Annotated in this window: 25 protein-coding genes and 1 tRNA gene; 5 read left to right on the top strand and 21 right to left on the bottom strand. The window is 70.6% G+C overall.

The features are described 5' to 3' along the window. Nucleotides 1-6: 6 nt before the first annotated feature. The 3 genes from MFF06_RS14340 to MFF06_RS14330 all read right to left on the bottom strand — a co-directional run bounded on the left by MFF06_RS14340 (nt 7) and on the right by MFF06_RS14330 (nt 2,988). Nucleotides 7-1,155: an efflux RND transporter periplasmic adaptor subunit gene (locus tag MFF06_RS14340; protein ID WP_238204964.1), complete on the bottom strand. Its 1,149-nt coding sequence runs from the start codon at nt 1,153-1,155 to the stop codon at nt 7-9. Nucleotides 1,156-1,260: 105 nt separating this feature from the next. Next, nucleotides 1,261-1,584 (bottom strand): rhodanese-like domain-containing protein, encoded by a 324-nt coding sequence (locus tag MFF06_RS14335; RefSeq protein WP_238204963.1) that lies wholly within the window; start codon nt 1,582-1,584, stop codon nt 1,261-1,263. A gap of 117 nt (nt 1,585-1,701) precedes the next feature. After that, nucleotides 1,702-2,988, bottom strand: coding sequence for a glycosyltransferase family 4 protein (locus MFF06_RS14330; RefSeq protein ID WP_238205125.1), 1,287 nt, complete (start codon nt 2,986-2,988; stop codon nt 1,702-1,704). 244 nt (nt 2,989-3,232) lie between these two features. Between MFF06_RS14330 and MFF06_RS14325 the strand changes: the two genes are divergently transcribed. Further along, nucleotides 3,233-3,310 (top strand) — tRNA-Pro (locus MFF06_RS14325). A gap of 99 nt (nt 3,311-3,409) precedes the next feature. On the opposite strand, the gene MFF06_RS14320 is transcribed toward MFF06_RS14325, so the two are convergent. Then, nucleotides 3,410-4,330 (bottom strand): bestrophin family protein, encoded by a 921-nt coding sequence (locus MFF06_RS14320; protein WP_238204962.1) that lies wholly within the window; start codon nt 4,328-4,330, stop codon nt 3,410-3,412. Between the two features lie 217 nt (nt 4,331-4,547). On the opposite strand from MFF06_RS14320, the gene fabD reads away from it, so the two are divergent. From fabD to fabF, 4 genes are all read left to right on the top strand, one after another. Beyond that, nucleotides 4,548-5,480: an ACP S-malonyltransferase gene (gene fabD, locus MFF06_RS14315; protein WP_238204961.1), complete on the top strand. Its 933-nt coding sequence runs from the start codon at nt 4,548-4,550 to the stop codon at nt 5,478-5,480. Nucleotides 5,481-5,505: 25 nt separating this feature from the next. Beyond that, nucleotides 5,506-6,243 (top strand): 3-oxoacyl-[acyl-carrier-protein] reductase, encoded by a 738-nt coding sequence (gene fabG, locus MFF06_RS14310; protein WP_238204959.1) that lies wholly within the window; start codon nt 5,506-5,508, stop codon nt 6,241-6,243. 273 nt (nt 6,244-6,516) lie between these two features. Continuing rightward, nucleotides 6,517-6,756 carry an acyl carrier protein gene (locus tag MFF06_RS14305; RefSeq protein ID WP_238204957.1) on the top strand — a complete coding sequence of 80 codons (240 nt, stop codon included), beginning with the start codon at nt 6,517-6,519 and terminating at the stop codon, nt 6,754-6,756. An 88-nt stretch (nt 6,757-6,844) separates the two neighbouring features. Then, complete coding sequence (gene fabF / locus MFF06_RS14300; protein WP_238204955.1) at nt 6,845-8,104, top strand: beta-ketoacyl-ACP synthase II; 1,260 nt, start codon at nt 6,845-6,847, stop codon at nt 8,102-8,104. A 207-nt stretch (nt 8,105-8,311) separates the two neighbouring features. Here fabF and MFF06_RS14295 read toward each other — a convergent pair whose 3' ends face one another. The 17 genes from MFF06_RS14295 to MFF06_RS14215 form a co-directional block, all read right to left on the bottom strand. Further along, nucleotides 8,312-8,980 (bottom strand): YidB family protein, encoded by a 669-nt coding sequence (locus MFF06_RS14295; protein ID WP_238204953.1) that lies wholly within the window; start codon nt 8,978-8,980, stop codon nt 8,312-8,314. Nucleotides 8,981-9,009: 29 nt separating this feature from the next. After that, complete coding sequence (locus MFF06_RS14290; protein WP_238204951.1) at nt 9,010-9,282, bottom strand: hypothetical protein; 273 nt, start codon at nt 9,280-9,282, stop codon at nt 9,010-9,012. Between the two features lie 34 nt (nt 9,283-9,316). Continuing rightward, nucleotides 9,317-11,245 (bottom strand): BON domain-containing protein, encoded by a 1,929-nt coding sequence (locus tag MFF06_RS14285; RefSeq protein ID WP_238204949.1) that lies wholly within the window; start codon nt 11,243-11,245, stop codon nt 9,317-9,319. A gap of 75 nt (nt 11,246-11,320) precedes the next feature. Then, a complete protein-coding gene (locus MFF06_RS14280) occupies nt 11,321-13,129 on the bottom strand; it encodes an ATP-binding cassette domain-containing protein (protein ID WP_238204947.1) in 1,809 nt (602 codons plus the stop codon). Nucleotides 13,130-13,205: 76 nt separating this feature from the next. Beyond that, nucleotides 13,206-13,676 carry a 2-amino-4-hydroxy-6-hydroxymethyldihydropteridine diphosphokinase gene (gene folK / locus MFF06_RS14275; protein WP_283207276.1) on the bottom strand — a complete coding sequence of 157 codons (471 nt, stop codon included), beginning with the start codon at nt 13,674-13,676 and terminating at the stop codon, nt 13,206-13,208. After that, complete coding sequence (folB, locus tag MFF06_RS14270) at nt 13,673-14,047, bottom strand: dihydroneopterin aldolase (protein ID WP_238204945.1); 375 nt, start codon at nt 14,045-14,047, stop codon at nt 13,673-13,675. Before folB ends, folK begins: the two co-directional genes overlap by 4 nt. After that, nucleotides 14,044-14,823 (bottom strand): dihydropteroate synthase, encoded by a 780-nt coding sequence (gene folP, locus MFF06_RS14265; protein ID WP_238205123.1) that lies wholly within the window; start codon nt 14,821-14,823, stop codon nt 14,044-14,046. Before folP ends, folB begins: the two co-directional genes overlap by 4 nt. 394 nt (nt 14,824-15,217) lie before the next feature. Continuing rightward, on the bottom strand, nt 15,218-15,580 hold the full coding sequence (locus MFF06_RS14260) for a hypothetical protein (RefSeq protein ID WP_238204943.1): 363 nt from the start codon (nt 15,578-15,580) through the stop codon (nt 15,218-15,220). Beyond that, nucleotides 15,561-16,319 carry a hypothetical protein gene (locus MFF06_RS14255; protein ID WP_238204939.1) on the bottom strand — a complete coding sequence of 253 codons (759 nt, stop codon included), beginning with the start codon at nt 16,317-16,319 and terminating at the stop codon, nt 15,561-15,563. Before MFF06_RS14255 ends, MFF06_RS14260 begins: the two co-directional genes overlap by 20 nt. Continuing rightward, entirely contained in the window at nt 16,316-17,461 is a 1,146-nt protein-coding gene (gene pqqE / locus MFF06_RS14250; RefSeq protein ID WP_238204938.1) for a pyrroloquinoline quinone biosynthesis protein PqqE, read from the bottom strand. Before pqqE ends, MFF06_RS14255 begins: the two co-directional genes overlap by 4 nt. Then, nucleotides 17,458-18,546 (bottom strand): pyrroloquinoline-quinone synthase PqqC, encoded by a 1,089-nt coding sequence (pqqC, locus tag MFF06_RS14245; RefSeq protein ID WP_238204937.1) that lies wholly within the window; start codon nt 18,544-18,546, stop codon nt 17,458-17,460. Before pqqC ends, pqqE begins: the two co-directional genes overlap by 4 nt. Before the next feature lie 225 nt (nt 18,547-18,771). After that, nucleotides 18,772-19,671: a pyrroloquinoline quinone biosynthesis protein PqqB gene (pqqB, locus tag MFF06_RS14240; RefSeq protein ID WP_238204936.1), complete on the bottom strand. Its 900-nt coding sequence runs from the start codon at nt 19,669-19,671 to the stop codon at nt 18,772-18,774. A 34-nt stretch (nt 19,672-19,705) separates the two neighbouring features. Next, nucleotides 19,706-19,795: a pyrroloquinoline quinone precursor peptide PqqA gene (pqqA, locus tag MFF06_RS14235; RefSeq protein WP_238204934.1), complete on the bottom strand. Its 90-nt coding sequence runs from the start codon at nt 19,793-19,795 to the stop codon at nt 19,706-19,708. 284 nt (nt 19,796-20,079) lie between these two features. After that, nucleotides 20,080-20,784 (bottom strand): response regulator transcription factor, encoded by a 705-nt coding sequence (locus tag MFF06_RS14230; protein WP_238204931.1) that lies wholly within the window; start codon nt 20,782-20,784, stop codon nt 20,080-20,082. Further along, nucleotides 20,781-22,427: a sensor histidine kinase gene (locus MFF06_RS14225; RefSeq protein WP_238204929.1), complete on the bottom strand. Its 1,647-nt coding sequence runs from the start codon at nt 22,425-22,427 to the stop codon at nt 20,781-20,783. The genes MFF06_RS14230 and MFF06_RS14225 overlap by 4 nt, the downstream gene beginning before the upstream one ends. A gap of 25 nt (nt 22,428-22,452) precedes the next feature. Beyond that, nucleotides 22,453-22,659, bottom strand: a complete 207-nt coding sequence (locus MFF06_RS14220; protein WP_238204927.1) for a hypothetical protein — start codon at nt 22,657-22,659, stop codon at nt 22,453-22,455. Nucleotides 22,660-22,761: 102 nt separating this feature from the next. Continuing rightward, nucleotides 22,762-23,556, bottom strand: a complete 795-nt coding sequence (locus MFF06_RS14215; RefSeq protein WP_238204925.1) for a formylmethanofuran dehydrogenase subunit C — start codon at nt 23,554-23,556, stop codon at nt 22,762-22,764. Nucleotide 23,557 lies beyond the last annotated feature (1 nt).

Here is a 23,557-nt window from a genome sequence, read left to right as displayed (position 1 = left end):
GTCCGCTCAGGTCTTGCTCGGCGGAAGCTCGATGGTCTCCGGCGTCACCTTGGCACCGGGGCGGACCCGCGACAGCCCGTTGACCACCACCATCTCGTCGCCCTTCAGCCCGTCCTGGATAACCCGGTAGCCATCGACCTTCGGCCCCAGCTTCACGTCCCGCTGCTGGATCGTGTTCTCGGGTCCGAGGAGATAGACGATGCGCTTGTCTTGGTTGGCGGCCACCGCGTCGTCGGGCAGGAGGATGCCCTGGTAGGGCTTGGTCGCCGGCATCGCGACGATGCCGAACAGGCCGGGCTTGATGAACTTGTCGGGATTCTCGACCGTGGCGCGCAAAAGCACCGTGCCGGTGTTGGTGTCGACGCGGTTGTCCACGAAGTCGAGGGTGCCCTTGCGGGTCGGCTTCGCCTCGCCGGACAGGGCGATGGCGATCGGCACGCCCTTGCCCCGCTGGGTCTGCCCCATGCCGATGCCGAGGGAGTTCTGATACTTCAGAAACGCCTTCTCATCGACGAAGAAGCTGAAATAGATCGGATCGAGGGAGACGATCGTGGTCAACAGCGTCTGGTCCGCGATGACGATGTTGCCCTCGGTGACGTTGCGCTGGCTGATCCGCCCGTCGATCGGCGACTTCACCTCCGTGAAGTTGTAGTTGAGCTGGGCGTTGTCGAGGGCCGCCTGGGCGCTGTCGACGTCGGCCTGGGCGGTCTGCGACGCCTGCCGCCGCTGGTCCGTGACCTGCTCCGAGATGTTGCCGCTGCGCGAGAGCGTCTGCGCGCGCTCCAAGTCGGTGACGGAGAAGTTCTGCCGGGCCTTGGCCGAAGACAGGGCCGCCTGGGCCTGCTCCAGCGCCGCCTTGTAGGGCCGCCGGTCGATGACGAAGAGCACGTCGCCCTTCTTCACCGTCTGGCCGTCCATGAAGTTGATCTTTTCCAGGTAGCCCGTCACCCGGGCGCGCACCTCGACGTATTCGACCGGATCGAACCGGCCGGTATATTGATCCTGCTCGACGATCTGCCGGACGACGGGCTTGGCGACCGTGACCTTCGGCGGCGGACCGCCGGGCGCCTGGGCCCGGGCGGCGGATGGAAGGGTGGATGCGACCGCGGCGAAGCCGACGAGAAGCGTGAAGGTGCGTGCGAGTCGGCTGCGCATCGGAATTGTTTTTCGTCCCTTGGCTACCGCGCGCTACTACCGCTTCGGCAGAAACGCTTGTGCGCGAACACACATGACAGCGCTCGCCCGGTCTGGGCGTGCGGATTACCGGGCGATCTCTTCGCCGGCTGCGTACCAATCCTTGAAGCCGCCGCGATAATGCTCGGTGAGTTCGAGGCCGGACCGTTGCGCGGCGACGAGCGCGTTCGCGGACCGCACCCCGGCCGCGCAGCTGAGGACCGGCCGGCGGCCATCCGCCCTGACCAGTTCGGCGAGGGCCGACGGATCGAACTCCGACAGGGGGTGCGAGACCGCGCCGGGGATGTGGCCAGCCTCGTATTCATGGGCCTCGCGCACGTCGATGACGAGGATGGACCCATCCGCAAGGCCCTGCTTCACCGCCTCGCGATCAAGGTCGATCACTGTCATCCACATGCGCTCCGTGTACGGCCCGATAGAGGGGGCTGACGCTTTTCCATATTCGTCAGTCCCCCGCGACGCAACTCGGGCGCTAGGGCGTCGCAGTCAAGTCGGCGCTGCGCCGTGTCACGGCAGGGCGGACAGGACCGGCGCCACCGCCGCGAAGTGCCCCGGCCAGTCGGGCGGGGCGTAGGCGTCGAGCCGAGCGGCGAGCTCGGCGCGAAGGGCCGATTCGGGTTCGCTCAGCGCTTCGATGGCCGTCCGCCAGCCGGGACCGTCCAGGGGATCGCGCAGGAGGGCGAGGCCGCCCGCGATCTCCCGGTGGGCCGGAATGTCCGAGGCGACGACGGGCAGACCCGAGGCCATGGCCTCGACGACGGGAATGCCGAACCCCTCCGTGAAGGACGGCATGAGGAGGGCGGTGCAGGAGCGCAGGAGGGCGGCGAGGCCGTGGGTGGAGAGGCCCGTGGCTTCGACCACGTGCGCCTGCACGGCGGGGCAGCGTTCCAGCATGTCGATGGCGCTCTCGGCTTCCCATCCCCTTCGTCCGACCACCACGAGGCGCGGCGTGCGCTCCCCGAGCCGCTCGGCCAGGTCCCGCCAGAGCTGGAACAGAAGCAAGTGGTTCTTGCGCGACTCGATGGTGCCGCAGACGACGAAGGTCGGCCGGTCGAGACGCAGGCGCGGTCCGTCCCGCCCGAAGGCCGGCTCGACACCGAGATGGCCGACTGCGACCGGAGGCGGGGACCGGCCCCATCCGGCGAGGAGCCGCAGCAGGCGGTCGCCCGTATCGACGGAGTTAACGAGGATCGCCGCCGCGTGCCGCCCCACGGTGCGCATCCGCTCCCCGTGGCGCCGGGCTTCGCCGGGACGCCCGTATTCCGGATGGGAGATCGGGATGACGTCGTGCACGAAGAAGGCCGCCCGCACGTCGCGCCGGTCGTAGAGCCAATCGAAGCGGCGGGGATCGTCGAGGCGCAGGTGCGACGTGTGCAGGTAGAGGCAGCCCTGGGGCAGGCTCCCGACCGGACGGGACCCCGCGAGGATCCCGGCCACCGTCCGTGCCTGGATCAGTCGCCGCCGCAGGGGCGGGATGCCGGGCCGCGCCGGAACCGGCGGCCCGCCGGCCTCCGGGGATTGCCCGAGCCGGGCGGCGAGGCGGCGATAGGCCGGATCGAGCGCCGCCGGGCGATCCTCGACCCAACCCCCCTCCACCGACGCGACGATGGCTTGCGAGCGCTCCCGGTCCAGGACGCGGGGGCCGAACGCCGTCGAGACCACGCCCATCCGCTCCCCCGGCCCGTCGAGGACCGCGTGGGCATAGGCGAGATCGACCCGATCGATCCCCGAGGGGCTCGTGTGCTGGAGGCGGGTGACGAGGCGCGTGAGGTCGAAGGCGATCGGTCGCTGGATCTTCACGGTCGGGGCCTGACCTCGCGTCGTGGGCGGATGCGCACCCTGCCTACAGGCGACGGCGCCGCGAAACCAGGGTCGGCCTCCCCGCCCGCACCGGCGGGATCGTCCGTCCGCCGCGCGGCCCGCGGAGGCGGAAACCGGGAACGGATCGTCCGGAATGCCTGATCGGTGCTGCGGAGTGCGTTTCAGGGCTTGCCTTCTCCCGCAAGGAGAAGCTAAGAGCGCGCACCCTTCGGGGCGTCGGAGTGTAGCGCAGCCCGGTTAGCGCACTAGTCTGGGGGACTAGGGGTCGTGGGTTCGAATCCCGCCACTCCGACCATTATTTTCCTGACGGGCCAGGGAGATACGAGAGGCGGCCTCCGGGCCGCCTTTCTCGTTTCCGGGGGTGAACAGCGGCCACCCCGATCCGTCCGGCCGGTTATCTCAACCAGTAATGATCCGCTTCGAGGGGCGGGGGCAGCGGGCCGCCGACGGCGTCGAGCACGGTGCGCTCGACGGTGCGCAGCATCGCGTCCATCGGCAGGTCGTTCTGCTCGCGGCCGAAGGGCTCTTCGAGTTCGTCGCCCAGGGCGTCAAGGCCGAAGAACGTGTAGGAGACGAGGGCCACCGCCAGCGGCGTCGCCCAGCCCAGGGAGCCGGACAGGCCCACCGGCAGGAAAAGGCAGTAGAGCCACGCCGTCCGGTACACGAGCAGCGTGTAGGCGAAGGGGACCGGCGTGTGCCGAATGCGCTCGCAGGTGGTGTGGATCGCCGAGAGTTCGGCGACGCGCCGTTCCAGCATGGCGAACAGGACGTCGGTGATGGATCCCGCCCGGTAGGCCCGGGACAGGTCCGCGAGGAGCAGGGCCAGGATCGCGTCCGCCGGGCTCGGCCGGTCGACGAGGAGCGCCCCGTCGGACTTGGTGAGCCACAGGGAGGCGGCCTTGGTCTCATCCGCCCCGCGCAGGCCGGCATGAAGCGCGCTGGCGAAGGCAACCACGCGCAGGAGGCAGATCCGCCGGGTTTCGAGGTGCTCTGCGCCCGGCAGCACCGCCGGGAAGGTGCGCGACAGGCTCCGCGTCTCCAAGATGAGAGTGCCCCAGGCCTTCCGGGCCTCCCACCACCGGTCGTAGCAGGCGTTGTTGCGGAAGCTGAGGAAGATCGAGAGGGCGAGGCCGATCAGCGTGAAGGGCCCCACCCCCGCCGTGATCGGGAAGACCGAGGGCCAGCGCTGCTCGGCGGCGACCACGAGCACGGAGAAGGCCGTGAGGCCGACGACGATGGGCGCCACGCGGGGCAGCACCGACCCGCGCAGGGCGAACAGGACGGTGAGGAGCGTGGGGCGGGGACGGACGATCATGGATCGTGTCTATCCATGACCACCGGCCGAAGACAGTCTCCGCCGGCCGAGTCTCTGGGGAGCGGCCCCGGCAAGTCTCATTGTGCGGCGCGCAGTTGACAACGCGCCGCAACGGGTGCGACTGCGCCGCCTTCGTTTCCAGGGACTTGGTCTCCGCCTCGGCATCGTCGGCGGCAGGGGGCCCCGAAGAGGGGCGGCGCCCGGCGCCGCGGCAGCGATGCGCGCACTCATCTTCCCCGGCCAGGGCAGCCAGGCGGTCGGCATGGCCAAGGATCTGGCGGCGGCCTTTGCCCCGGCCCGCGCCGTCCTCGACGAGGTGGACGAGGCGCTGGGCCAGAAGCTCTCCGCCCTCATGGCCGAGGGGCCGGTGGAGGAACTGACCCTCACCGCCAACGCGCAGCCGGCCCTGATGGCGGCGAGCCTCGCCGCCCTGCGCGTCCTCGAAGCGGAGAAGGGCCTCGACCTCACCCGGGACGTCGCCTGCGTCGCCGGTCACTCGCTGGGCGAGTATGCGGCGCTCGCCGCCGCCGGGAGCCTGACGATCACCGACGCGGCCCGCCTCCTGCGGATCCGCGGGGAGGCCATGCAGGCGGCGGTCTCCCCCGGCGCGGGCGCCATGGCCGCCCTGATCGGAACCGATCTCGCCGCCGCCCACGCCCTCGCGGAGGAGGCCGCCGAGGGGGCGGTCTGCGACGTTGCCAACGACAACGGCGGCGGGCAGGTGGTGCTCTCCGGCGACAAGGCCGCGGTGGAGCGCGCGGTGGCCCTCGCCTCGGCCAAGGGCATCAAGCGGGCGGTGATGCTCAACGTCTCCGCGCCCTTCCATTGCCGCCTGATGGCCCCCGCCGCCCGGCGGATGCGGGAGGCCCTGGCCGAGGTCGCCCTGAGCGCGCCGCGCGTTCCGCTCTACGCCAACGTCACCGCCGCGCCGGTCTCCGAGGCCGAGGCCATCCGCCTCGCCCTGGTGGAGCAGGTCACCGGCACCGTCCGCTGGCGCGAGAGTGTCGCCGCCATGGCGGAGGCGGGGGTGACGCAGTTCACCGAACTCGGCGCCGGCAAGGTGCTCGCGGGACTCGTGAAGCGCATCGCGCCGGGCGCCCAGGCGGTTTCCGTCGGCGCCCCGGCCGATGTCGCCGCCTTCACGCTCTGATCATCCCCTGACCCGGAACCGACCCATGTTCGATCTGACCGGCCGCAAGGCCCTCGTCACCGGCGCGACCGGCGGCCTCGGCCAAGCCATCGCGCGCACCCTCCACGGAGCCGGCGCGACGGTGGCCCTATCGGGCACGAAGCCCGAGGCGCTGGAAGCCTTCGCGAAGGAACTCGGCGAGCGCGCCGCCGCCGTCCCGGCCAACCTCTCGGACACGGGCGCGGTCGAGGCCCTGGTGCCCGCCGCCGAGAAGGCGATCGGCCCCCTCGACATCCTGGTGAACAATGCCGGCATCACACGGGACAACCTGTTCATGCGCATGAAGGACGAGGAGTGGGACGCGGTGATCGCCGTGAACCTGACCGCCGCCTTCCGCCTGTCGCGGGCCGCCGTGAAGGGCATGATGCGCCGCCGTCACGGCCGGATCATCGGTATCGGCTCCGTCGTCGGCACCACCGGAAACCCCGGCCAGGGCAACTACGCCGCCGCGAAGGCGGGCCTCGTCGGCCTCACCAAGGCGCTCGCCGCCGAGGTCGCCTCCCGCGGGATCACGGTGAACTGCATCGCGCCCGGCTTCATCGCCTCGCCGATGACCGATGCCCTGAACGAGAAGCAGCGGGAGGGCATCCTCACCCGCGTCCCGGCCGGGCGCCTCGGCGAGGGCGCGGAGGTGGCCGCCGCCTGCCTGTACCTCGCCTCGGCCGAGGCGGGCTACGTCACCGGGCACACGTTGCACGTGAACGGCGGCATGGCGATGATCTAGGCGGATCCGGGGGCAAGGCACTGAAAAACCACACCTCTGAACGCTTTGTGAACGGCCTCTCGCCAGCGCCGGAACCCTGTGCTACCACCCGGTTCAGCCGTACAGGGGGTTGACGGTTCAGCGGGTTTTCAGTCCAAGGCCCCTGCATCGGGGCTGACCCGGTTCACCTCGAAACACGCGCGATCGAACACCGGCCATCCACCGCCCTCAGGCGAGGCGGGCCACGGCACAAGAAAACGCGAACACACAGCTAAGGACGAGGACGCAAGACCGATGAGCGATATCGCTGAGCGCGTGAAGAAGATCGTCGTCGAGCACCTGGGCGTGGAGCCCGAGAAGGTGGTCGAGAGCGCCAACTTCATCGACGACCTCGGTGCCGACAGCCTCGACACCGTCGAGCTGGTGATGGCCTTCGAGGAAGAGTTCAACGTCGAGATTCCGGACGACGCCGCCGAGACGATCCAGACCGTCGGCGACGCGGTGAAGTTCCTGGAGAAGAACACGGCCGCCTGAGGCGTCGGTTCGGGTTTCCTGCGGCGCGGCTGAGGCGATTTCGCCCCCGCGCCGTTATGCGTTTTGAAGGTTAGACGGGACGGCTTCGATGCGGCGGGTAGTGGTCACGGGTCTGGGGATGGTCACGCCGCTCGGCAGCGGGGTCGAGCACACCTGGAGCCGCCTGGTCGCCGGGGACAGCGGCGCGGGCATGATCCGGGGCTTCGAGTCGGCGGACCTGCCCTGCCGGATCGCCTGCCAGATCCCCTTCGGCGACGGTTCGAACGGCACGTTCAACCCCGATGCCGCGATGGACCCGAAGGAGCAGCGCAAGGTCGATCCGTTCATCGTCTACGCGATGGCGGCGGCCGACGAGGCCCTGGCGGATTCGGGCTGGACCCCCGTCACCGAGGACGACAAGTACGCCACCGGCGTGCTGATCGGCTCCGGCATCGGTGGCATCGGCGGCATCTACGACGCCTCCGTCACCCTGCACGAGAAGGGCCCCCGCCGGATCTCGCCGTTCTTCATTCCCGGGCGCATCATCAACCTCGCTGCCGGCCAGGTCTCGATCAAGCACGGGCTGAAGGGTCCGAACCACGCGGTCGTCACGGCCTGCTCCACGGGCGCCCACGCCATCGGCGACGCGAGCCGCCTGATCGCGCTGGGCGACGCCGACGTGATGGTGGCGGGCGGCGCCGAATCGCCGGTGAACCGCCTCTCCATCGCGGGCTTCTCCGCCTGCCGCGCCCTCTCCACCGGCTTCAACGACGCCCCGGAGCGGGCGTCGCGCCCCTACGACAAGGACCGCGACGGCTTCGTCATGGGCGAGGGCGCGGGGGTCGTGGTGCTGGAAGAGTATGAGCACGCCAAGGCCCGCGGCGCGAAGATCTATGCGGAGATCATCGGTTACGGACTCTCGGGCGACGCCTACCACATCACCTCGCCCTCGCCGGACGGGGACGGCGCCTTCCGCTGCATGACGGCGGCGGTGAAGCGCGCGGGCATCGCCCCGTCGGACATCGACTACATCAATGCCCACGGCACCTCGACGCCCATGGGCGACGAGCTGGAGCTGAAGGCCGTCGAGCGCCTGCTCGGCGACAACGCCGCCAAGGCCACCATGTCCTCGACGAAGAGTGCCGTGGGCCATCTGCTCGGCGCGGCCGGGGCGGTGGAGGCGATCTTCTCGATCCTCACCATCCGCGACGGCGTGATCCCGCCGACGCTGAACCTCGACAACCCGAGCGTCGAGACGCGCATGGACCTCGTCCCCCACGAGGCCAAGCGGATGCGGGTGGACGTGGCCCTGTCGAATTCCTTCGGCTTCGGCGGCACCAACGCCTCGCTGGTGATGCGGCGGGTCTGACGACCGCGCCGCCGCCCTCGCCGGGGCAGCGTTCCGGGAGCGTCGCGTTCCGCTCACTCGCGAAGGCGGCTGCAGCCAGCTCTCGGCGTGCCGCCTGGAGACCTGGCTGCCGTGGCGAGGGAAGCCGAAGCGGGCCGGGCTTGCAAAACTTCTGAAAGCGAAGCGGCTCCGTGAAGTGCTTCGCTTCCCTCGCAAGCGCGGGTGGCGTTAGGGCAACCGCCCCTGGGGCGTGAGGCGGTGCACCACCTCCGGCAGGGCCTGGGACAATTCGGAGAGGAGCGCGCCGCGTTCCATCCCGGTCTCCCGCTCCAGAGCATCCACCGTATCGTCGCCCAGCGCCCGCGCGAGTTGATCCGGCCCGATGGCATGGTTGCCGCCGTGGCCGATCCAGGAGCCGATCACGTCGCCGAGGCCCGCTTGGCGGAAGCGGTCGACGAGCGGGCCGAGGCCGCCGATCTCCTCGGCATCCGGGCGGGCGGCGGAGCGCGAAGGGCCGTCGCCGCCGAGCATCCCGGACAGGTCGTCGAAACCGCTGCCGGGCAGGGAATCGTCCACCGGGGGCTGGGCCTGGGAATCGCCGTTCGCCGGGCCGGTGTCACGCCGCCCGCCATACTGGTCGAAGCCGCCGATATCGCCGGAATCGCCCTGGGGCCGGGGCATGGGCCGGTCGCCGCCGGAGGGACCGGCACCGGAGCGGTCGGCCTCGGGGCCGGGCTCACCCTGGCGGCCCCGGCCGAAGATGTCGCCGAAGCCGCCGCTCGCGCCCTTGGCGAGGAGCAGCATCAGCAGGGCCTTCACCAGGGGCGACATACCGCCCTGTCGCCCGCCGAAGACCTGACCGAGCACGCCGCCGATCACCGATTCGAGCATCCCCATGGGCGTCTCCCGTCGCGCTGTCCGCCTTTTCAACGTCCGGCGTCGTTCGTTCGGTTCCCCAACGCGCCGACCGCACATCCGGTGATGTAGAGCGGCAGCATCAGGGCCGCCGCCTCGATCCAGAAGCCCGGCACGCCCGGCACCGCCTGGGCCGTCGCCAGGAGGATGAGCACGAGCGCCAGACCGGAGAGGACCAGGGACACGGTTCGGCTGCGGGGCCATCCAGTCACGACACCCACGACGATGCCGAGGGCGAGCGCCCCGGCGAGGCCCGGCCAAAGGTTGATCAGGAGCGGGATCAACGGCGCCTCGTCCCCACCTCGATCCGGCGCCGGCTCACGGCAGAAGGGCCACGGCCGCCGGACCGGCGCCGAGGTCGGGTCCCGCCGTCACCTGCCCCGGACGCATCCCGGCCTGAAGCAGGTACTCGACCAAGGCGTTGGTCCGCTGGCGGGCGAGGCCGGACGCCTCGTCCTCGGCCCTCGCTTTCGCCTTGGCCTCCGCGGCGGAGGCATCCTCCGCCTCCTTGGCATCCGGCTTCCGCTCGCCCGCCTTGGCCGCCTTCTTCGGCGCCGGCTTGGCGGAGGATTTTGCGGCATCGGCGGGCTTTTCGGCCTGCGGCGGCTTCTCCGGAGGCGGCGCCTTGGCCCCCGGCGGGTCGGCAGGCCCGGAGACGGCGACGTGCAGGTCCGGGCAGACCTTGCCCAGGGCCGCAAGCGCATCGAGGGCCGGGTAGAAGGCCGCGGTGAGGCTGGCGCTGCCAACGGGGAAGCGCAGGTCGGCGGTGGCCGTGGCGGCGGCGACGCCCCGGCGGCATGTCTCCGCGTCGCGTCGGTCCTCGGGATCCCTCGCCGCGACCTCCGCGCGGCCCTCCCAGCCTGCGGGCAGCACCGCCGCGAGGCGGGCCGGCGCGCGGGTGGCCGCCTCCCGGTAGAGCGTCTCGCCGGAGAGGGTGAGCCTGCGGTCGTTCACCGCGACCTCGCCCGAGGCCAGCGTGGTCAGGAGGCCCGCCCCCGCTTCGAGGGCCGCAGCGAGGTTCGGCGGCGCGCCGTCGGCAAGGCGCGTCCGGTCGAGCACCGGCTCCCGGTACAGGCGCTGGCGCAGGGCGGCGACGATCCGGCGCCGGGTCTCCTCGTCGGGAACGTGGCCGCTCACGGTCACGGCGTCGGAGGTGCGGCGGAGGCTGACCCGGTAGGGCGAGAGCGGACGGGCGGAGAGGGCCACCGTCCCAGCGGCGACGCCGCCCGGGCGCCCGTCCCGTAGGAGGGCCTCGGCCTCGGGGATGGCCTGGGGATCGATGGCGTCGCCCCGGATCGAGACGGCCCCGCCGGAATAGGTCACCTCGCCGGACTGGATCAGCGCGGCGGCGCGGCCCATCAGGTCGAGGAGGGCCCGGGGATCGACGGCCTCCGGGAGGCCGCGGGCGGTCTGCAGGCGGTCGTCCACCGGGCTTCCGTCACCGAGGGCGGTGGCCGTGGCCAGGGCGGCCTGCCGCGCGGCCTCGGAGGGCACGTAGCCGGTGAGAGCGACGCCCGTCCCCGTGCGGGTAAGGGTGAGGCGGTAGTCCGCGATGCGCGGCGGCAGGATCTCCACCTTGCCCACGCTGAATCCCTCGGGGGGACGCGCCAGCGCCGTGCGTAGGGAATCGTACGCCGTGAGGTCCACCGCCTCGCCGCTGACGGCGAGGACCGTGTCCGTGAGGGTCGCCCGTCCGCCGGGGGCGAGGCCGGGCAGGCGCGCGGCGAGGAAGGCGGCGGCGGCCGCGAAATCCGGGGGCGCCCCCCTCGCGGCCCGGGCTGCGTCGCGCACCTGCGTGCCGGTGCCGATGGCGCCGGTCACCTCCACCTCCAGCGCCCGCCGCCCGATTTCCACCGGCCGGTGGCCTTCGAGGGCGACGCTTGCCGGGCCCACACGGGTGGCGGCCCACTGGAAGGGGGCGGCCGTCTCCACGAGGCCGATCTCGGAGACGATCCGCCGGGGGCCTTCGAGGACGCCGAGTTCCGCGAGCACGATGGCCCGCCGCCCGGCATCGGGCGCCTCGCCCTCGGCGATCAGGTCGCGTCCGCTGAGGGAGAGGCGCAGCCACGGCTCGCCATGCTCGGGCGCGGTGCGGGAGACGATGCCCTCGCCCGCCGCCAGGATACGCGCCGACAGCCGATGCGCGGACCACAGGGCCGTGCCCACCCAGATGCCGGCCAGCGGCAGCAGGCCGAGGAGCCAACCGGCACGGCGCAGGGCACGGGCGGACGTCTCGGGCTGGGGCACGGATCGGATCCGGTGAAGGGGCGGCGCCCTCATAGCACAGGGCGTTTCGGGCGGCATGAAGGCGGTGACGCGGGATCACCCGTCGCGCAGCATCTCCAGCTCGAGCCAGCGGTCCTCGGCGGCGGCGAGTTCGGTCTCGGCCTGCGCCAGCGTCGTGCTGGCCTTCTCGAAGCGGGCGGGATCGCGGGCGTAGAGGTCGGCATCCTCCAGGATGCCCTTCAACTGGACGATGGCCTTCTCCAGCTTCTCGATCCGCGCCGGAAGCGTCTTCAGTTCGTGCTGGTCCTTGAAGCCGAGCTTCGGCTTGCCCGGCGGCGGGGGGGCGGCCCGCTCCCGTGGCTCGGCCTTCTCGGGCTTGTCCTTGGACTTCCCGGAGGCGCGGGCTTCGACACCCTTGCCGCGCTGGCCGAGCATGTCCGTGTAGCCGCCGGCGTACTCCACCCAGCGTCCATCCCCTTCCGAGACCAGCACGCTGCCGACCACCCGGTCGAGAAAGTCTCGGTCGTGGCTCACGAGCAGCAGGGTACCCTCGTAATCGTCCAGCATCTCCTGCAGCAGGTCGAGGGTTTCGAGGTCGAGGTCGTTGGTGGGCTCGTCGAGGACGAGGAGGTTCGAGGGCTGGGCCAGGGCCTTGGCGATGAGCAGGCGGTTGCGCTCGCCGCCCGACAGGACCGAGACCGGCGTGCGCGCCTGCTCGGGGGCGAACAGGAAGTCCTTGAGGTAGCCGATGACGTGGCGGCTGCGGCCGTTGACGGTGACGCTGTCGCCCCTCCCGCCCGTGAGCACGTCGGTCACGGTCATGCCCGGCTCCAGGGCGGCCCGGCCCTGGTCGAGGATCACCGGCTTGAGGTTCGTGCCGAGCACGATCTCGCCACCGTCCGGGGGAATCTCCCCCGTCATGAGCTTGATGAGCGTGGACTTGCCCGCCCCGTTCGCGCCGACGATGCCGAGGCGGTCCCCGCGCATCACGCGCAGGGTCACGCCGTCCACGATCCTGCGCTCGCCGTAGGATTTCTCGACTGCGCGGGCCTCCATCACGAGGGTGCCGGAGGCCTCCGCATCGCCCGCCTGCATGCTCACCGAGCCCACAGGGCGGCGGTGCTCCCGCCGGTCCTTGCGCAGGGCGTGGAGGTTGCCGAGGCGGCGGACGTTGCGCTTGCGCCGGGCGGTGACGCCGTAGCGCAGCCAGTGCTCCTCGTCGGCGATCTTGCGGTCGAGCTTGTGCTGGTTGCGCTCCTCTTCCTCGAGGAAGGCGTCGCGCCACGCCTCGAAGCCGGAGAAGCCCTGCTCGATCCGCCGGGTCTCGCCCCGGTCGAGCCAGACCGTGGCCCGCGACAGGGCCGAGAGGAAGCGCCGGTCGTGGCTGATGAGGACGAGGGCGGCGCGGATGCCCTTCAGCTCGGCCTCGAGCCATTCGATGGCTGGCAGGTCGAGGTGGTTCGTCGGCTCGTCGAGGAGCAGCACGTCGGGCTCGGGCGCCAGCGCCCGGGCCAGCGCCACCCGGCGCCCCTCACCGCCCGACAGACGGGAGGGATCCTCCTCGCCGGTCATGCCGAGGCTTTCGAGGAGATAGCGGGCGCGATGAACCGGATCGCCCGGCGCGAGGCCGGCCTCCACGAAATCGAGGGTGGTCGCGAAGCCGGAGAAATCCGGTTCCTGGGCGAGGTAGCGGATCGTCGTGCCGGGCTGGACGAACAGGCGCCCCTTGTCCGGCTCCACCAGTCCGGCGGCGATCTTCATGAGGGTCGACTTGCCCGAGCCGTTGCGGCCGACGAGGCAGGTCCGGTCACCCGGCGCGATGGTGAGGTCGGCGCGGGTGATCAACGGCGTGCCGCCGAAGGTCAGCGCGGCATCCTGAAGGGTGAGAAGCGGAGGGGCGGCCATGGGCGCGCTTATGGCAGTGCTCGGGCGGCTCTTCAAACGTCGATCGCAGGTTCGCCGTCACGGCAAGCGCAGCGGTTCAGGCGCGCGTGATTCCCGTCGGGTCGAGCTTGGCCAGCGCGTCGGCGACGCGCTCCCCGCCGATCACGAGATCGGGCGCGATCTCGGCGAGGGGCACCAGCACGAAGGCGCGCTCCCGCACGTAGCGGTGGGGCAGGACGAGGCGTTCGTCGTCCACGGCCGCGCCGTCATAGGCCAGCACGTCGATGTCGATGATGCGGGGTCCCCACCGCTCCTCGCGCACCCGGCCGAGATCGCGCTCGATGCCCTGGCAGGCGTCGAGGAGGGCGTGGGGAGACAGCGTGGTCTCGATCGCGAGCGCGCCGTTCAGGAACCAGGGCTGGTCCGTCTTGCCCCAGGGCGGCGTGCGGTAATCCGACGAGCGGGCCAGCACGGCGATGCCGGGCACGGCGCCGAGGGCGGCCACGGCGCGGTCGAGCGTCGCCGCCATGTCGCCGATGTTGCTGCCGATGCCGAGCCATGCCTTCACCGCCCGGCTCCGCGGCGGCGGGTGATGGTGATGCCCGCCCGATCCAGCACGGCGGGAATCGGCGCGCTCGGCTTGTCGACCCGGACGGTGATGGCATCGACCGTGGGGAAGCGCGCCAGGATCTCGGCGGCGATGGTCTCGGCGAGCGCCTCGATCAGCTTGAAGCGGCGCTCCGTGGCGATCGTGACGGCGATGGCCGTGAGGTCGGCGTAGCTCACCGTGTGCGCAACGTCGTCGGAGCGCCCGGCGGGGGCGAGGTCGAGTTCGGCGTCGAGGCCGAGGTAGAAGCGCTGACCCAGCACCTCCTCCTCGGGCAACACGCCGTGCCGGGCGAAGACGGCGATGCCCTCGACGCGGATATGGTCGCTCATGCCCGCGACTCCGGCCGCATCACCGCATCCACGACGCGCATCGCGTCGATATGGGCGGCGACATCGTGGACCCGCACGATGTCCGCCCCGAGGGTCCCGGCAAGCGCATGGGCGGCGAGCGAGCCGACGAGGCGGTCGGCGGGCTTGGTCTCGCGATCGTGCAGGCGGCCGAGCAGCGACTTGCGCGAGACGCCGACGAGGAGGGGAAAGCCGAGGCGACGGATTTCCGGCAGACGCCGCAGGGCCTCCAGATGCTGCTCCCAGGTCTTGCCGAAGCCGACGCCGGGATCGAGCACGATGTCCGCGTCGGGAATCCCGGCCTTGCGGGCGATGGCCAGCGACCGCTCGAAGAAGGCGAGCATGTCGGCCACGATGTCGAGGGCGGGATCGATCGTCTCGCGGTTGTGCATGACGATCACCGGCGCGCCGTGGGCGGCGGCGACGGAGGCGATGTCGGGCTCCCGTTGCAGGCCCCACACGTCGTTGACGATGGTCGCGCCGACCCGCAGCGCCGCCTCGGCCGTGGAGGCCTTGTAGGTGTCGATGGAGATCGGGATCGCCAAACGGCCCGCGAGCGCCCGGATCACCGGCACCACGCGCGCCTGCTCCTCGTCCGCCGGGACCGGGGTGTGGCCGGGCCTCGTCGATTCGCCGCCGATGTCGAGGATCGCGGCCCCCTCCCCCTCCAAACGTTCCGCCTGGGCGCGGGCCTCCGCCTCGCCCGCGAATAATCCGCCATCGGAGAAGGAATCGGGCGTGACGTTGAGGATGCCCATCACGAGGGTCCGCCGGCCCAGATCGGGCAGGAGGGTCTGAAGGGCGGGGGAGCGGGATGCGGTGTCGGTCACGACGCCGGTTTGCGGGAAACCGGCTCGCGGTGCAACGGGCCTCGCTCTCCCCTCCCCCGTGTGAGGATCGTTGCGGGATTCGTCCCGCCCTCGACTTCGGCGTCTCGGCGGTTGGGTTCCGGCAGCCCCTGAAGCCGCCTTGTCTCTGCGAGCGGAGACGAAGCAATCCAGGGCAGCGGGCCGTTTCCGACCGTGGCGCATCCCACGGTTGCTCCGCTCCGCTCGCAAAGACGGAGAGGACGACGACCTCGCCGGCCATCCACTCAGGACCGGATCGCCGCGTCTAGCACCGTTCCCCTGGCGGGGAGGGATGACTGCGATGTCAGCCCCGGTAGCAGCGGATCTCCGCCTCGGCCTGGGCGCGGCGAAGTTCGGCCACCTTGTCGTCGAAGACCTTGGTGGACTTGAACTCGTTGGCGCGGTTGCCGATGCCCTGTCGCATGGAGAGGATCGTGCTCGCCTGCACGTACTTGTCGTACGGCAGGATCGCGGCGAGCTGGTCCACGGAGCAGGAGCACTTCTCCATGGTATCGCGGGTCTGGCCGTTGGCGGCCATGCAGCCGAAGACGTAATCCACCCGCGCATCCGTCGGGTAATCGTTCTCCTCGGCGGCCCAGGCGGGAGCCACGGCCAGTCCGAGGGCGAGGGCGGCGGCGCCGCCGAGACTAGCCAGCCTTCTGTTCATAGCCGAGCTTCTCCTCAAGCAACTCGCCGCCGTCCTTCGCCTTGGAGGCGGCCTCCATGGACACGATCTCGCCCGGGACATCGGGCGAGGTGACGAAGGTGTAGGTCAGGTCTTCCATGCCCCGCATCCGCTCGGTCTGCGGATCGTCGATGAAGGGCCGGGTAACGATGCGCCAGCCATCGACCTGCTTGCCGCCAACGGTGACCTTGGTGGGCGTGACCTCGGCGCGGTCGCGCAGGCCCCGGCGGATCGCGAGCTTCAGGTAGCGCGGGTTCGCCTCCAGGACGCGGGCGAGGGCCTGGAGATGGTTCTCCAGGAACAGCGACACGATGGGATTGCCCTCCATGTCCTCGAAGGGTCCGGCGGGACGGCGGTTCAGGCCGGAGAACATCTCGACCTGCACGTCCCGCGTCTCGGGCCGCTTGCCCGGCGCCAGGGAGAGGGTCACCGTGTCCTGCAGCGGCGCGCCGAAGGGACCCTTCGCAATGCCGGAGCGGCGCATGTAATCGTAGGTCAGCTTGGCGTTGGGCGCCGTGTTCTTCATCTGCGGATAGTCGAACAGCAGGTCGCTCGCGGAGGGCGTGCCGGTCTTCTCCGCGGATTTGGCCTCAGCGGGCTTTGAATCGCCTACGGCGGCGGGAGTCGGCGCGGCGGTCGCCGCCGGCTCTTCGGCCGCAACGGATCCGGTCACCGCCGAAAGCCAGACGGCCAGGGCGGTCGCGACGGTCGAAACTCTCACGAAGACACACCTTCTTTCAGTGGGGAGCGGACGTTGCTGCCGATGGTCCGGTAGACGTAGTCGGGCGGCGTCTCGGCGGCCTCCTCGACGGCCAGCGCCCGGACCTTGGCATGGAGCGGCGAGAGCGAACAGGCGGGATCGGTGGCGGCGGCGTCGCCCGCCAGCGCCAGCGCTTGGCAGCGGCAACCGCCCCAATCCTTCTCGCGGCGGTCGCAGGACCGGCAGGGCTCCTGCATCCAATCCGTCCCGCGATAGGCGGTGAAGGCCGGAGAGTCGCGCCAGATCTCGCCGAGCGAATGCTCCGTGACGTGCCAGAATTCGAGGTTCGGGATCGTTTCCGCCGCGTGGCAGGGCAGCACCTTGCCCTGGGGCGTGACGTTCATGAGCTTTCGGCCCCAGCCGCCGGCGCAGGCCTTTGGGTATTTCGCGTAGTAATCCGGCACCACGAGGTCGATGACGAGCTGGCCCTTCAGTCGCTCGCGGGCGGCCTCGACGATGCGGATCGACTCGTCCACCTGGGCCTTGTTCGGCATCAGAGCCGCGCGGTTGACGTAGGCCCAGCCGTAATACTGCGTGTGCGCCACTTCGAGCCGCTTGGCCCCCATCGTCACGGCGAGATCGATGAAGCCCTCGACCTCATGGATGTTGCCGCGGTGGATCACCGAATTCAGCGTCAGCGGCAGGCCGAGGTCCACGACCTTCCGGGCGAAGGTCATCTTCTGCGGCTGGGCATTCTTCAGCCCGCCGATCTTCTCCGCGTTCTGCGCGTCCACGCCCTGGACGGAGAGCTGAACGTGGTCGAGCCCGACATCGTACAGCGCCTGAAGCTTGTCGAGTGCCCCGCCGACGCCGGAGGTGATCAGGTTCGAATACAGGCCGAGGTCGGCGCAGGTCTTGGTGATCTCGACGATATCGTTGCGGGCTGTCGGCTCGCCACCCGATAGGTGGACGTGCAGCACGCCGAGCCCCGCCGCCTCGGTCAGCACCCGCTGCCACGTCGCCGTGTCGAGTTCGCCCGAGCGCCGGTCGAGTTCGAGCGGGTTCGAGCAGTAGGGGCAGCGCAGGGGGCAGCGGTGGGTGAGCTCCGCGAGGAGCCCCACCGGCGCGGGCGCTTCGGGGCGGATCGGCGCCTGTGCGTTCATCGCTCCAACACCCGCTTCTCGGCCAACCCGTCCAGCATCACGCAGATGTCGGCCTCGATCGCGCGCGGGTCGGCGGCGTAGATCTGACCCAGTTCGTCGGCGATGCCCGAGACGGTCCGCGTCCCGTCCACCAGCTTCAGGACGGCGACGGCATTGTCGTCGAGGTCGAAGGTCCGCTCGGGCGCCAGCAGCACGTACTTGCCGCGGGTCTCGTCGTTGCGCAGGCGCACGCCCCGGGGCAGACGCGGCGTGTCGCCGGGGGCGGTCTTGCGCGGGCCGGCGGATGGCGGCGCTGCGCCGTCCGCGCCGGCGACGAGCCCGACGCCCGGCTGCCACGCATCCGGCGGGATCATGCCCGGCGCCACGTAGGCGAAGTAGAGCGCGTCGAGCTGGACCCACAGCACGTTGCACTTGAAGGTCAGCGCATCCATCGCCATCCGCTGCAACTCGGGCGTGGTGGCGTGGCGCTTCACGTAATCGAGGGCGAAGTCCGCGTCGCGGGGAGCCTGGGTGAGACGCTTGTCGAAGTAGGCCAGCGTCTCCTTCGTGATGAAGTCGTAGTTCTTCAGCATCCCGGCGACGCGCTCGGAGATGATGGTCGGCGAGAACATCTCCGTCAGCGAGGAGGCGATGGCCTCGAGGAGCGTCTTCTCGGAGACGAAATGGACGTAGGCCTCCACGGCGAACTTCGTCGCGTTCAGGATGCCCTTCGTGGACAGGACGTAATCCCGCTCGAAGCCGACACCCTCGGCGAGCTTCAGCCAGCGCTCGATGCCGCCGTCGCCCGGGGCATCGCCGTCGTGGTCCACGATGCGCTGCCGCCAGATCCGGCGCAGCTCGGCATCGTGCATCCGGGCGAGGACGGCGGCGTCCTTCACCGGGATCATCGCCTGGTAATAGTAGCGGTTCAGTGCCCAGGCCCGGACCTGATCCTTCGACAGCTTCCCGTCGTGCAGCAGCCGGTGAAACGGATGCAGGATGTGATAGCGCCGGGCGCCGATATCCCGCAGCGCGGCTTCCAGTTCCTCCGGCGAAAGCAGGCGCTCGCTGTCGAAGGCGTCCGGGGTCGGGAAGATGGCGTTCATGGCGTTTCCGGCGTCCGTTCTCGGCTTATGCCTATTGGATTTTATGGGCAGCTCCTCACAGGAGCGCCGATGCCTTGAGGTGCAATGTAGGGAGGCGGCGTGAAGACTCAAACCGGTGCGGCACCCTCATCGTGGCGAGTGAAGCGCAGCACTGCAGGATGCGCATCGTTCTCGATCGTCCCGCCGCCCTGGATTGCTGTGCTCTGATCCCAATGACGGCGAGGTCTACAACTCCAGGCTCAACCCATCATGGGCGACGGTCCACCCGGCCGCCTCGACATCGGCCCGTTCGGGGGACTCCTCCACGAGGACGGGGTTGGTGTTGTTGATGTGGACGAAGACCCTGCGGCCGATCTCCACCCCGGCCAGGGCGTCGATGGCGCCGTTCTCGCCGCGCATCGGCACGTGGCCCATGCGCCAACCGGTCTTGGTGCCGACGCCCGCGCGGATCATGTCGTCGTCGTAGAGCACGGTGCCGTCGAACAGCAGAGCGTCCACACCCGCGATTCGCCGACGCAGGTCGTCGTTCACCTGGGCGCAGCCGGGTATGTAGGCGAGGCGCTTGCCCCCGGCCTCGATCATCGCGCCGACCGTTGTCTCGGTCTCGGCTCCGATCTCAACCTGCGCGCCTTCGAGCCACAGCGGCACCTTGCCGGGCACCGCGAAGAGGGTCACGGTCAGGCCGGGCAGCGGCTCGAAGGAGGAGCCGAGCCCGATGGTCTTCCGGACGACCACACCCTCGGCCATCACGTCGAACACGCGGTTCGCGTTGACGGATTCGAGGATGCCGGACGTCGCGTAAAGCGTGAATGGCTGGCCCTCGCGGAGGGTGAGCAGCCCGGCCACATGATCGACATCACCGTTCGTCAGCAAAACGGAGCGAATCGGCGAGTGCCGCAATCCCTCGCGGGGATGCATGGACGGATTGTCGAAGAGTTGTTGCCGGATGTCCGGCGAGGCGTTGATCAGCAACCAATCGTCGCCGTCAGCCGATACCGCAATGCTCGATTGCGTCCGCGGGCGAACCCGGGCCGGCTCGGTGCGGGCCAGCGTGCAGTTGGGGCAGCGGCAATTCCACTGGGGAAGGCCGCCACCGGCGGCGGAGCCGAGAACCACGACGCGCATGATGCGTCTCCCGCGATTCTCAGCCCGCGCAAACTCAGTTGAAGGTGTCGATCTCGGCCGACTCGTAGCTCGTCACTTCCATGCCGACGCAGATCTCGGACACAACGGGGGCAGCCCAGGCCATGGTGTTTCTCCTTAGTATTGATTCACCAAGTGCCAAAAGATCCAACCTAAGAAGACCTTAAGACACTGATGGCGCTCTGATTTCCGGCGCAGAACCGATATTGTCCATTTGACCCGGCCGTTCAAGCACCAAATTGCCGGATCCTCCCAAATTTTTCGTGAGACGACCTTGGAACTGATTGATCCGACGAAATAATTCAGCGCAGCGTCGCACCCTTGTCCAAAGGTACAAGACCGCCGCCCTTGCGCGCCGGTCGAACGGGTGGCGCGGGCTCTGGCGTGCCCTCACTGGCGGAAATCGGGCCCCTTCGGTTCCAGCATGAAGCCCTTGCCGCGCACGGTGGTGAGGACCGGACCGCCGTGCCGGACGAAATCCGCCATCTTGGAGCGAAGGTAGCCGATATAGACATCGACCACGTTGAGGGAGAGCCCGCCCTGGCTCGCCCAGAGGTGGTCGAAGATCTCCGCGCGGGAGACCGGCTTGCCGAGTCGCTCCATCAGCATGGCGAGCAGTTCCGCCTCCCGGGGAGTGAGCCGGGCGCTCGCCTCGCCACAGGTCACGAGGCGCGTGTCGAGGTCGAAGATCAGCCGCCCGGCGGTGAGGCGCGAGCGGGGCGCCTCGGCCTGCTGCCGCCGCATCAGGTGCGTCCGCAGGCGGGCCACCAACTCCTCGAACTCAAAGGGCTTCACGATGTAGTCGTCGGCGCCCAGCGCCAGCCCCTCGGCCCGGTCGCGGATCTCGTCGCGGGCGGAAAGGAACAGGATCGGCCCGCTGAACCCGCCCTCCCGCAGGGACCGGCAGACGTCGTGGCCGGAGCCGTCGGGCAGGCCGACATCGAGCAGGACCGCCCCCGGCGTCGCGTCACGGGCGCCCTTCAGGGCGTCCTCGACGTTGGACGCCGTGCCCACGTCGAAGCCCTCCGCCTCCAGCCCCCTGGCGAGAAGGCCGCGGATGTCGATGTCGTCCTCAACGATGAGGATCCGCGTCATGCGGCCGGCTCCCTCACGGTCCTTGGCGCATCCGTCTCACCGGATGCTCCGTCCATCCATGCGTGGTCGCTGGCTGGAATGTCCAGCCGGACACAGGCTCCCCTCCCGTTCTCCACCGCCCCGAGGTGGAGGCGACCGCCGTGCTGTTCGGCGATCCAGCGGGCCAGGGCAAGGCCGATTCCGAAGCCCGTCGAGTCGGGCGAGGGCTTGCCCTCGACCTTCGGCCCACGCCGGAAGCGCTCGGTGAGCTCCGCCTCCGGCGCGGAGAAGCCGGGTCCGTCGTCGCAGATGGCGATGCGGGCGAGCCCGTCCCCGATCCGGGCCAGGGAGACCTCGACCGTGGTGAGGCCGGTGGCGTGGCGGAAGGCGTTGTCGATCAGGCTTTCCACGGTCTGGCGCAGCCATTCGCGGTCCGCCACGCATTCCACGTCCTCGGGGCCGGGGCTGAGGGTGAGGACGACCCGGCGGCGGGCCGCCTCGGAGTTCATCGTATCGACCGCCTCGGCGAGCAAGGCGGCGAGACTCACCGGCTGCCGGTTGAGCTCGATCTCACCCGATTCGGAGCGTGCGACGCGCAGCAGATCCTCCACCCGCCGCTTCAGGCGCTGCGCCCGCTTGCGGATGGTGGTGAAGGCTGGCACCGGATCGGCGGCCCGGGCGACGCCCCGCATGGCGATGTCGCACTCACCGAGGATCACGGTGAGCGGCGTGCGCAACTCGTGGCTGACATCCGCGAAGAACCGGCGGCGGGAGAGATCGACCGCCTCCAGGCGGGCATTGGCCGCCCGCAGGTCGGCGGTGCGGGCGGCGACGGTCGATTCGAGGGCGGCCCGGTCGGCGGCGACATGCTCCTCGCGCCGGGACAATCGCGCGGCCATGCGGTTCACGTTGGCCATGAGCAGGCCGAGTTCGTCGCGGGTCTGAACCGGCAGGCGCGTGTCGAGGGCCCCCCGCCCGATGGCGCTGGCGGCGAGCCGGACCTCGTTGATCCGCGCCAGGATCGGCCGGGTCAGCGCCCGGTTGAGCAGCAGCAGCAGCGCGAGGGCGGCGGCCACCGCGACGGCGGCCGCGATCCGCAGGCGCACGGAGAGGATGCGGGCCTCCTCCGAGCCCAGCGTCATGCTCCGGCGCTCGGCCTCGATCAGGAACGACAGGGGCTGGCCGGTCATCGCGCCGAAGCCGTTCAGCGCCCCCTTGATCGCGTCCTGCCGCTTCTCCGGATCGATCTGGCGGCTGAGGAGGGAGACCTGCCGGTCGAGGATGACCCGCGCCGCGCGCAACTGCGACATCGGCCGCGAGCGCATGGCGTATTGCATCCGGTCGGCGGGGTCGTCGCTCGGCGGAAAGCTCCGGGCCAGCGCCTCGTCCACGGTCTTGAGGGCCTTGTCGACGTTGTCCCGGGCGATGGCCATGGCCTCGGGCTGACCGTCCGGGTTGCCGGCCGTCTCCACAGCTGCGAGGCCGAACTGCGTGAGGCGGCCGGAGAGCTCCGCGAGCAATTCGAGCCGGTTCTGGGCCGCCAGAGTGCGCTCCACCGTCCGCTCGGCCGCGCCGATCGAGACGAGCACGCCCGCCGCCGCCAGCAGCACGATGGCCGCCGTGCCGGCGAAGAGAAGAGCGAACCGGGCCTTCAAGGAGCCCATGGCTGCGCCTGCGCGCGGGAGGATGTCACAGCTTCTTCGGCGCCGCGCCCCGGCTGGCGCAGCGCCACTTCTCGACGTGGTACTCTGGGTGCTCCTCTTGCCACTGCGCCAGGACACTCTGGGAGTTGCGCAGGCAGATGAAGGCGTTCGCCGCGCCGCCGCCGACCGGGATCTCCTCGTCGTGGCAGGTGGCGGGCTGGGCGAGCAGGCAGACGGACAACAGCAGCAGCACCGGCGATCTCCCGAATGCCGGCCATCGTGACGGGCCGGCTTGCTGCGAGAATAGAGCACGCGGAGGCTCCCCGCACAGGGGGCGCCGCCGCGCCGTGCCGTCTCAGCCGGCGGCCCAGATCTCACCCTTGGCCAGCGTTGCGAGGTCGCCCGAGTAGCGCCGGAGTGGGCGAGCCAGCAGCGCCGCATGGGCCTCGCTGATCCGCGCCAGATGCCGGGCAAGCAGGCGCACGAAGACGAGATCGTGGCTGCCCGTCTCGACGAAGGTCGGCGCCAGGGTCCCGTGGCGCCCGACGACGAGGGTGCCGCGCCGCATCCCGAAGCCGGGAAGGTCGCCGACCTCGAGGGCCGCCAGCGTCCCCGCGATCATGCGCGCACCGGCATGGGCTCCCGCTTGGCCGACGAGCAGCGTCCCCTTGCGCATCCGGTCGCCGCAATGGTCGCCCGCCCGGCCGTGGATCACCAGCGTCGCGCCGTCGAGCCCCGCCTTGGCCCCGTAGACGGCGCCGCCCGCATGGTCGCCGGCATCGCCCTCGATGGTGATCGTCCCGCCGGTGGCGCCGGAGCCCGCGAAGGGGCCGGCCTGACCGGTGACGGTGAGGGTGCCCGCCGCCATGCCCGCGCCGAGGCGCTGGCCGACATCGCCCTCCACGCGGATCGTGCCGCCCGAGAGGGAGGCGCCGACCCGGTCGAGGCGCTCGTGCCCGCCTGCGATGACGAGGGTGTCGGAGCGATCGAGGGCCACGGTGAAACAGTCGCCGAGGCGCAGGCCCCGGCGGCTCGTGCCGATCTCGAGCCGCTCCGCCTCGCCCTGGGACAGGCCGCTGAGGGACAGCGGGGTGATGGACAGGAAGTCCAGGCGCTCCGGCGGCGCCTCGCGGAGAGTGAGGGTGCTCAAG

This window comes from Methylobacterium aerolatum (genome assembly GCF_022179085.1).
Classification (GTDB): domain Bacteria; phylum Pseudomonadota; class Alphaproteobacteria; order Rhizobiales; family Beijerinckiaceae; genus Methylobacterium; species Methylobacterium aerolatum.
Note: the sequence above shows the minus strand (reverse complement) of the source record. Positions and strands in the feature narration are given on the sequence as shown.

Excerpts from the sequence above, each read along its gene's own strand:
- pqqE (WP_238204938.1), bottom strand. The coding sequence starts at position 17,461 with ATGAACGCACAGGCGCCGATCCGCCCCGAAGCGCCCGCGCCGGTGGGG.
- pqqC (WP_238204937.1), bottom strand. The coding sequence starts at position 18,546 with ATGAACGCCATCTTCCCGACCCCGGACGCCTTCGACAGCGAGCGCCTG.
- MFF06_RS14225 (WP_238204929.1), bottom strand. The coding sequence starts at position 22,427 with ATGGGCTCCTTGAAGGCCCGGTTCGCTCTTCTCTTCGCCGGCACGGCG.
- pqqB (WP_238204936.1), bottom strand. The coding sequence starts at position 19,671 with ATGCGCGTCGTGGTTCTCGGCTCCGCCGCCGGTGGCGGCCTTCCCCAG.
- MFF06_RS14230 (WP_238204931.1), bottom strand. The coding sequence starts at position 20,784 with ATGACGCGGATCCTCATCGTTGAGGACGACATCGACATCCGCGGCCTT.
- MFF06_RS14280 (WP_238204947.1), bottom strand. The coding sequence starts at position 13,129 with ATGGCCGCCCCTCCGCTTCTCACCCTTCAGGATGCCGCGCTGACCTTC.
- MFF06_RS14340 (WP_238204964.1), bottom strand. The coding sequence starts at position 1,155 with ATGCGCAGCCGACTCGCACGCACCTTCACGCTTCTCGTCGGCTTCGCC.
- folP (WP_238205123.1), bottom strand. The coding sequence starts at position 14,823 with ATGGGCATCCTCAACGTCACGCCCGATTCCTTCTCCGATGGCGGATTA.
- fabG (WP_238204959.1), top strand. The coding sequence starts at position 5,506 with ATGTTCGATCTGACCGGCCGCAAGGCCCTCGTCACCGGCGCGACCGGC.
- MFF06_RS14295 (WP_238204953.1), bottom strand. The coding sequence starts at position 8,980 with ATGGGGATGCTCGAATCGGTGATCGGCGGCGTGCTCGGTCAGGTCTTC.
- MFF06_RS14335 (WP_238204963.1), bottom strand. The coding sequence starts at position 1,584 with ATGACAGTGATCGACCTTGATCGCGAGGCGGTGAAGCAGGGCCTTGCG.
- pqqA (WP_238204934.1), bottom strand. The coding sequence starts at position 19,795 with ATGGCCTGGGCTGCCCCCGTTGTGTCCGAGATCTGCGTCGGCATGGAA.
- MFF06_RS14305 (WP_238204957.1), top strand. The coding sequence starts at position 6,517 with ATGAGCGATATCGCTGAGCGCGTGAAGAAGATCGTCGTCGAGCACCTG.
- MFF06_RS14260 (WP_238204943.1), bottom strand. The coding sequence starts at position 15,580 with ATGAACAGAAGGCTGGCTAGTCTCGGCGGCGCCGCCGCCCTCGCCCTC.
- fabF (WP_238204955.1), top strand. The coding sequence starts at position 6,845 with ATGCGGCGGGTAGTGGTCACGGGTCTGGGGATGGTCACGCCGCTCGGC.
- MFF06_RS14320 (WP_238204962.1), bottom strand. The coding sequence starts at position 4,330 with ATGATCGTCCGTCCCCGCCCCACGCTCCTCACCGTCCTGTTCGCCCTG.
- folB (WP_238204945.1), bottom strand. The coding sequence starts at position 14,047 with ATGAGCGACCATATCCGCGTCGAGGGCATCGCCGTCTTCGCCCGGCAC.
- fabD (WP_238204961.1), top strand. The coding sequence starts at position 4,548 with ATGCGCGCACTCATCTTCCCCGGCCAGGGCAGCCAGGCGGTCGGCATG.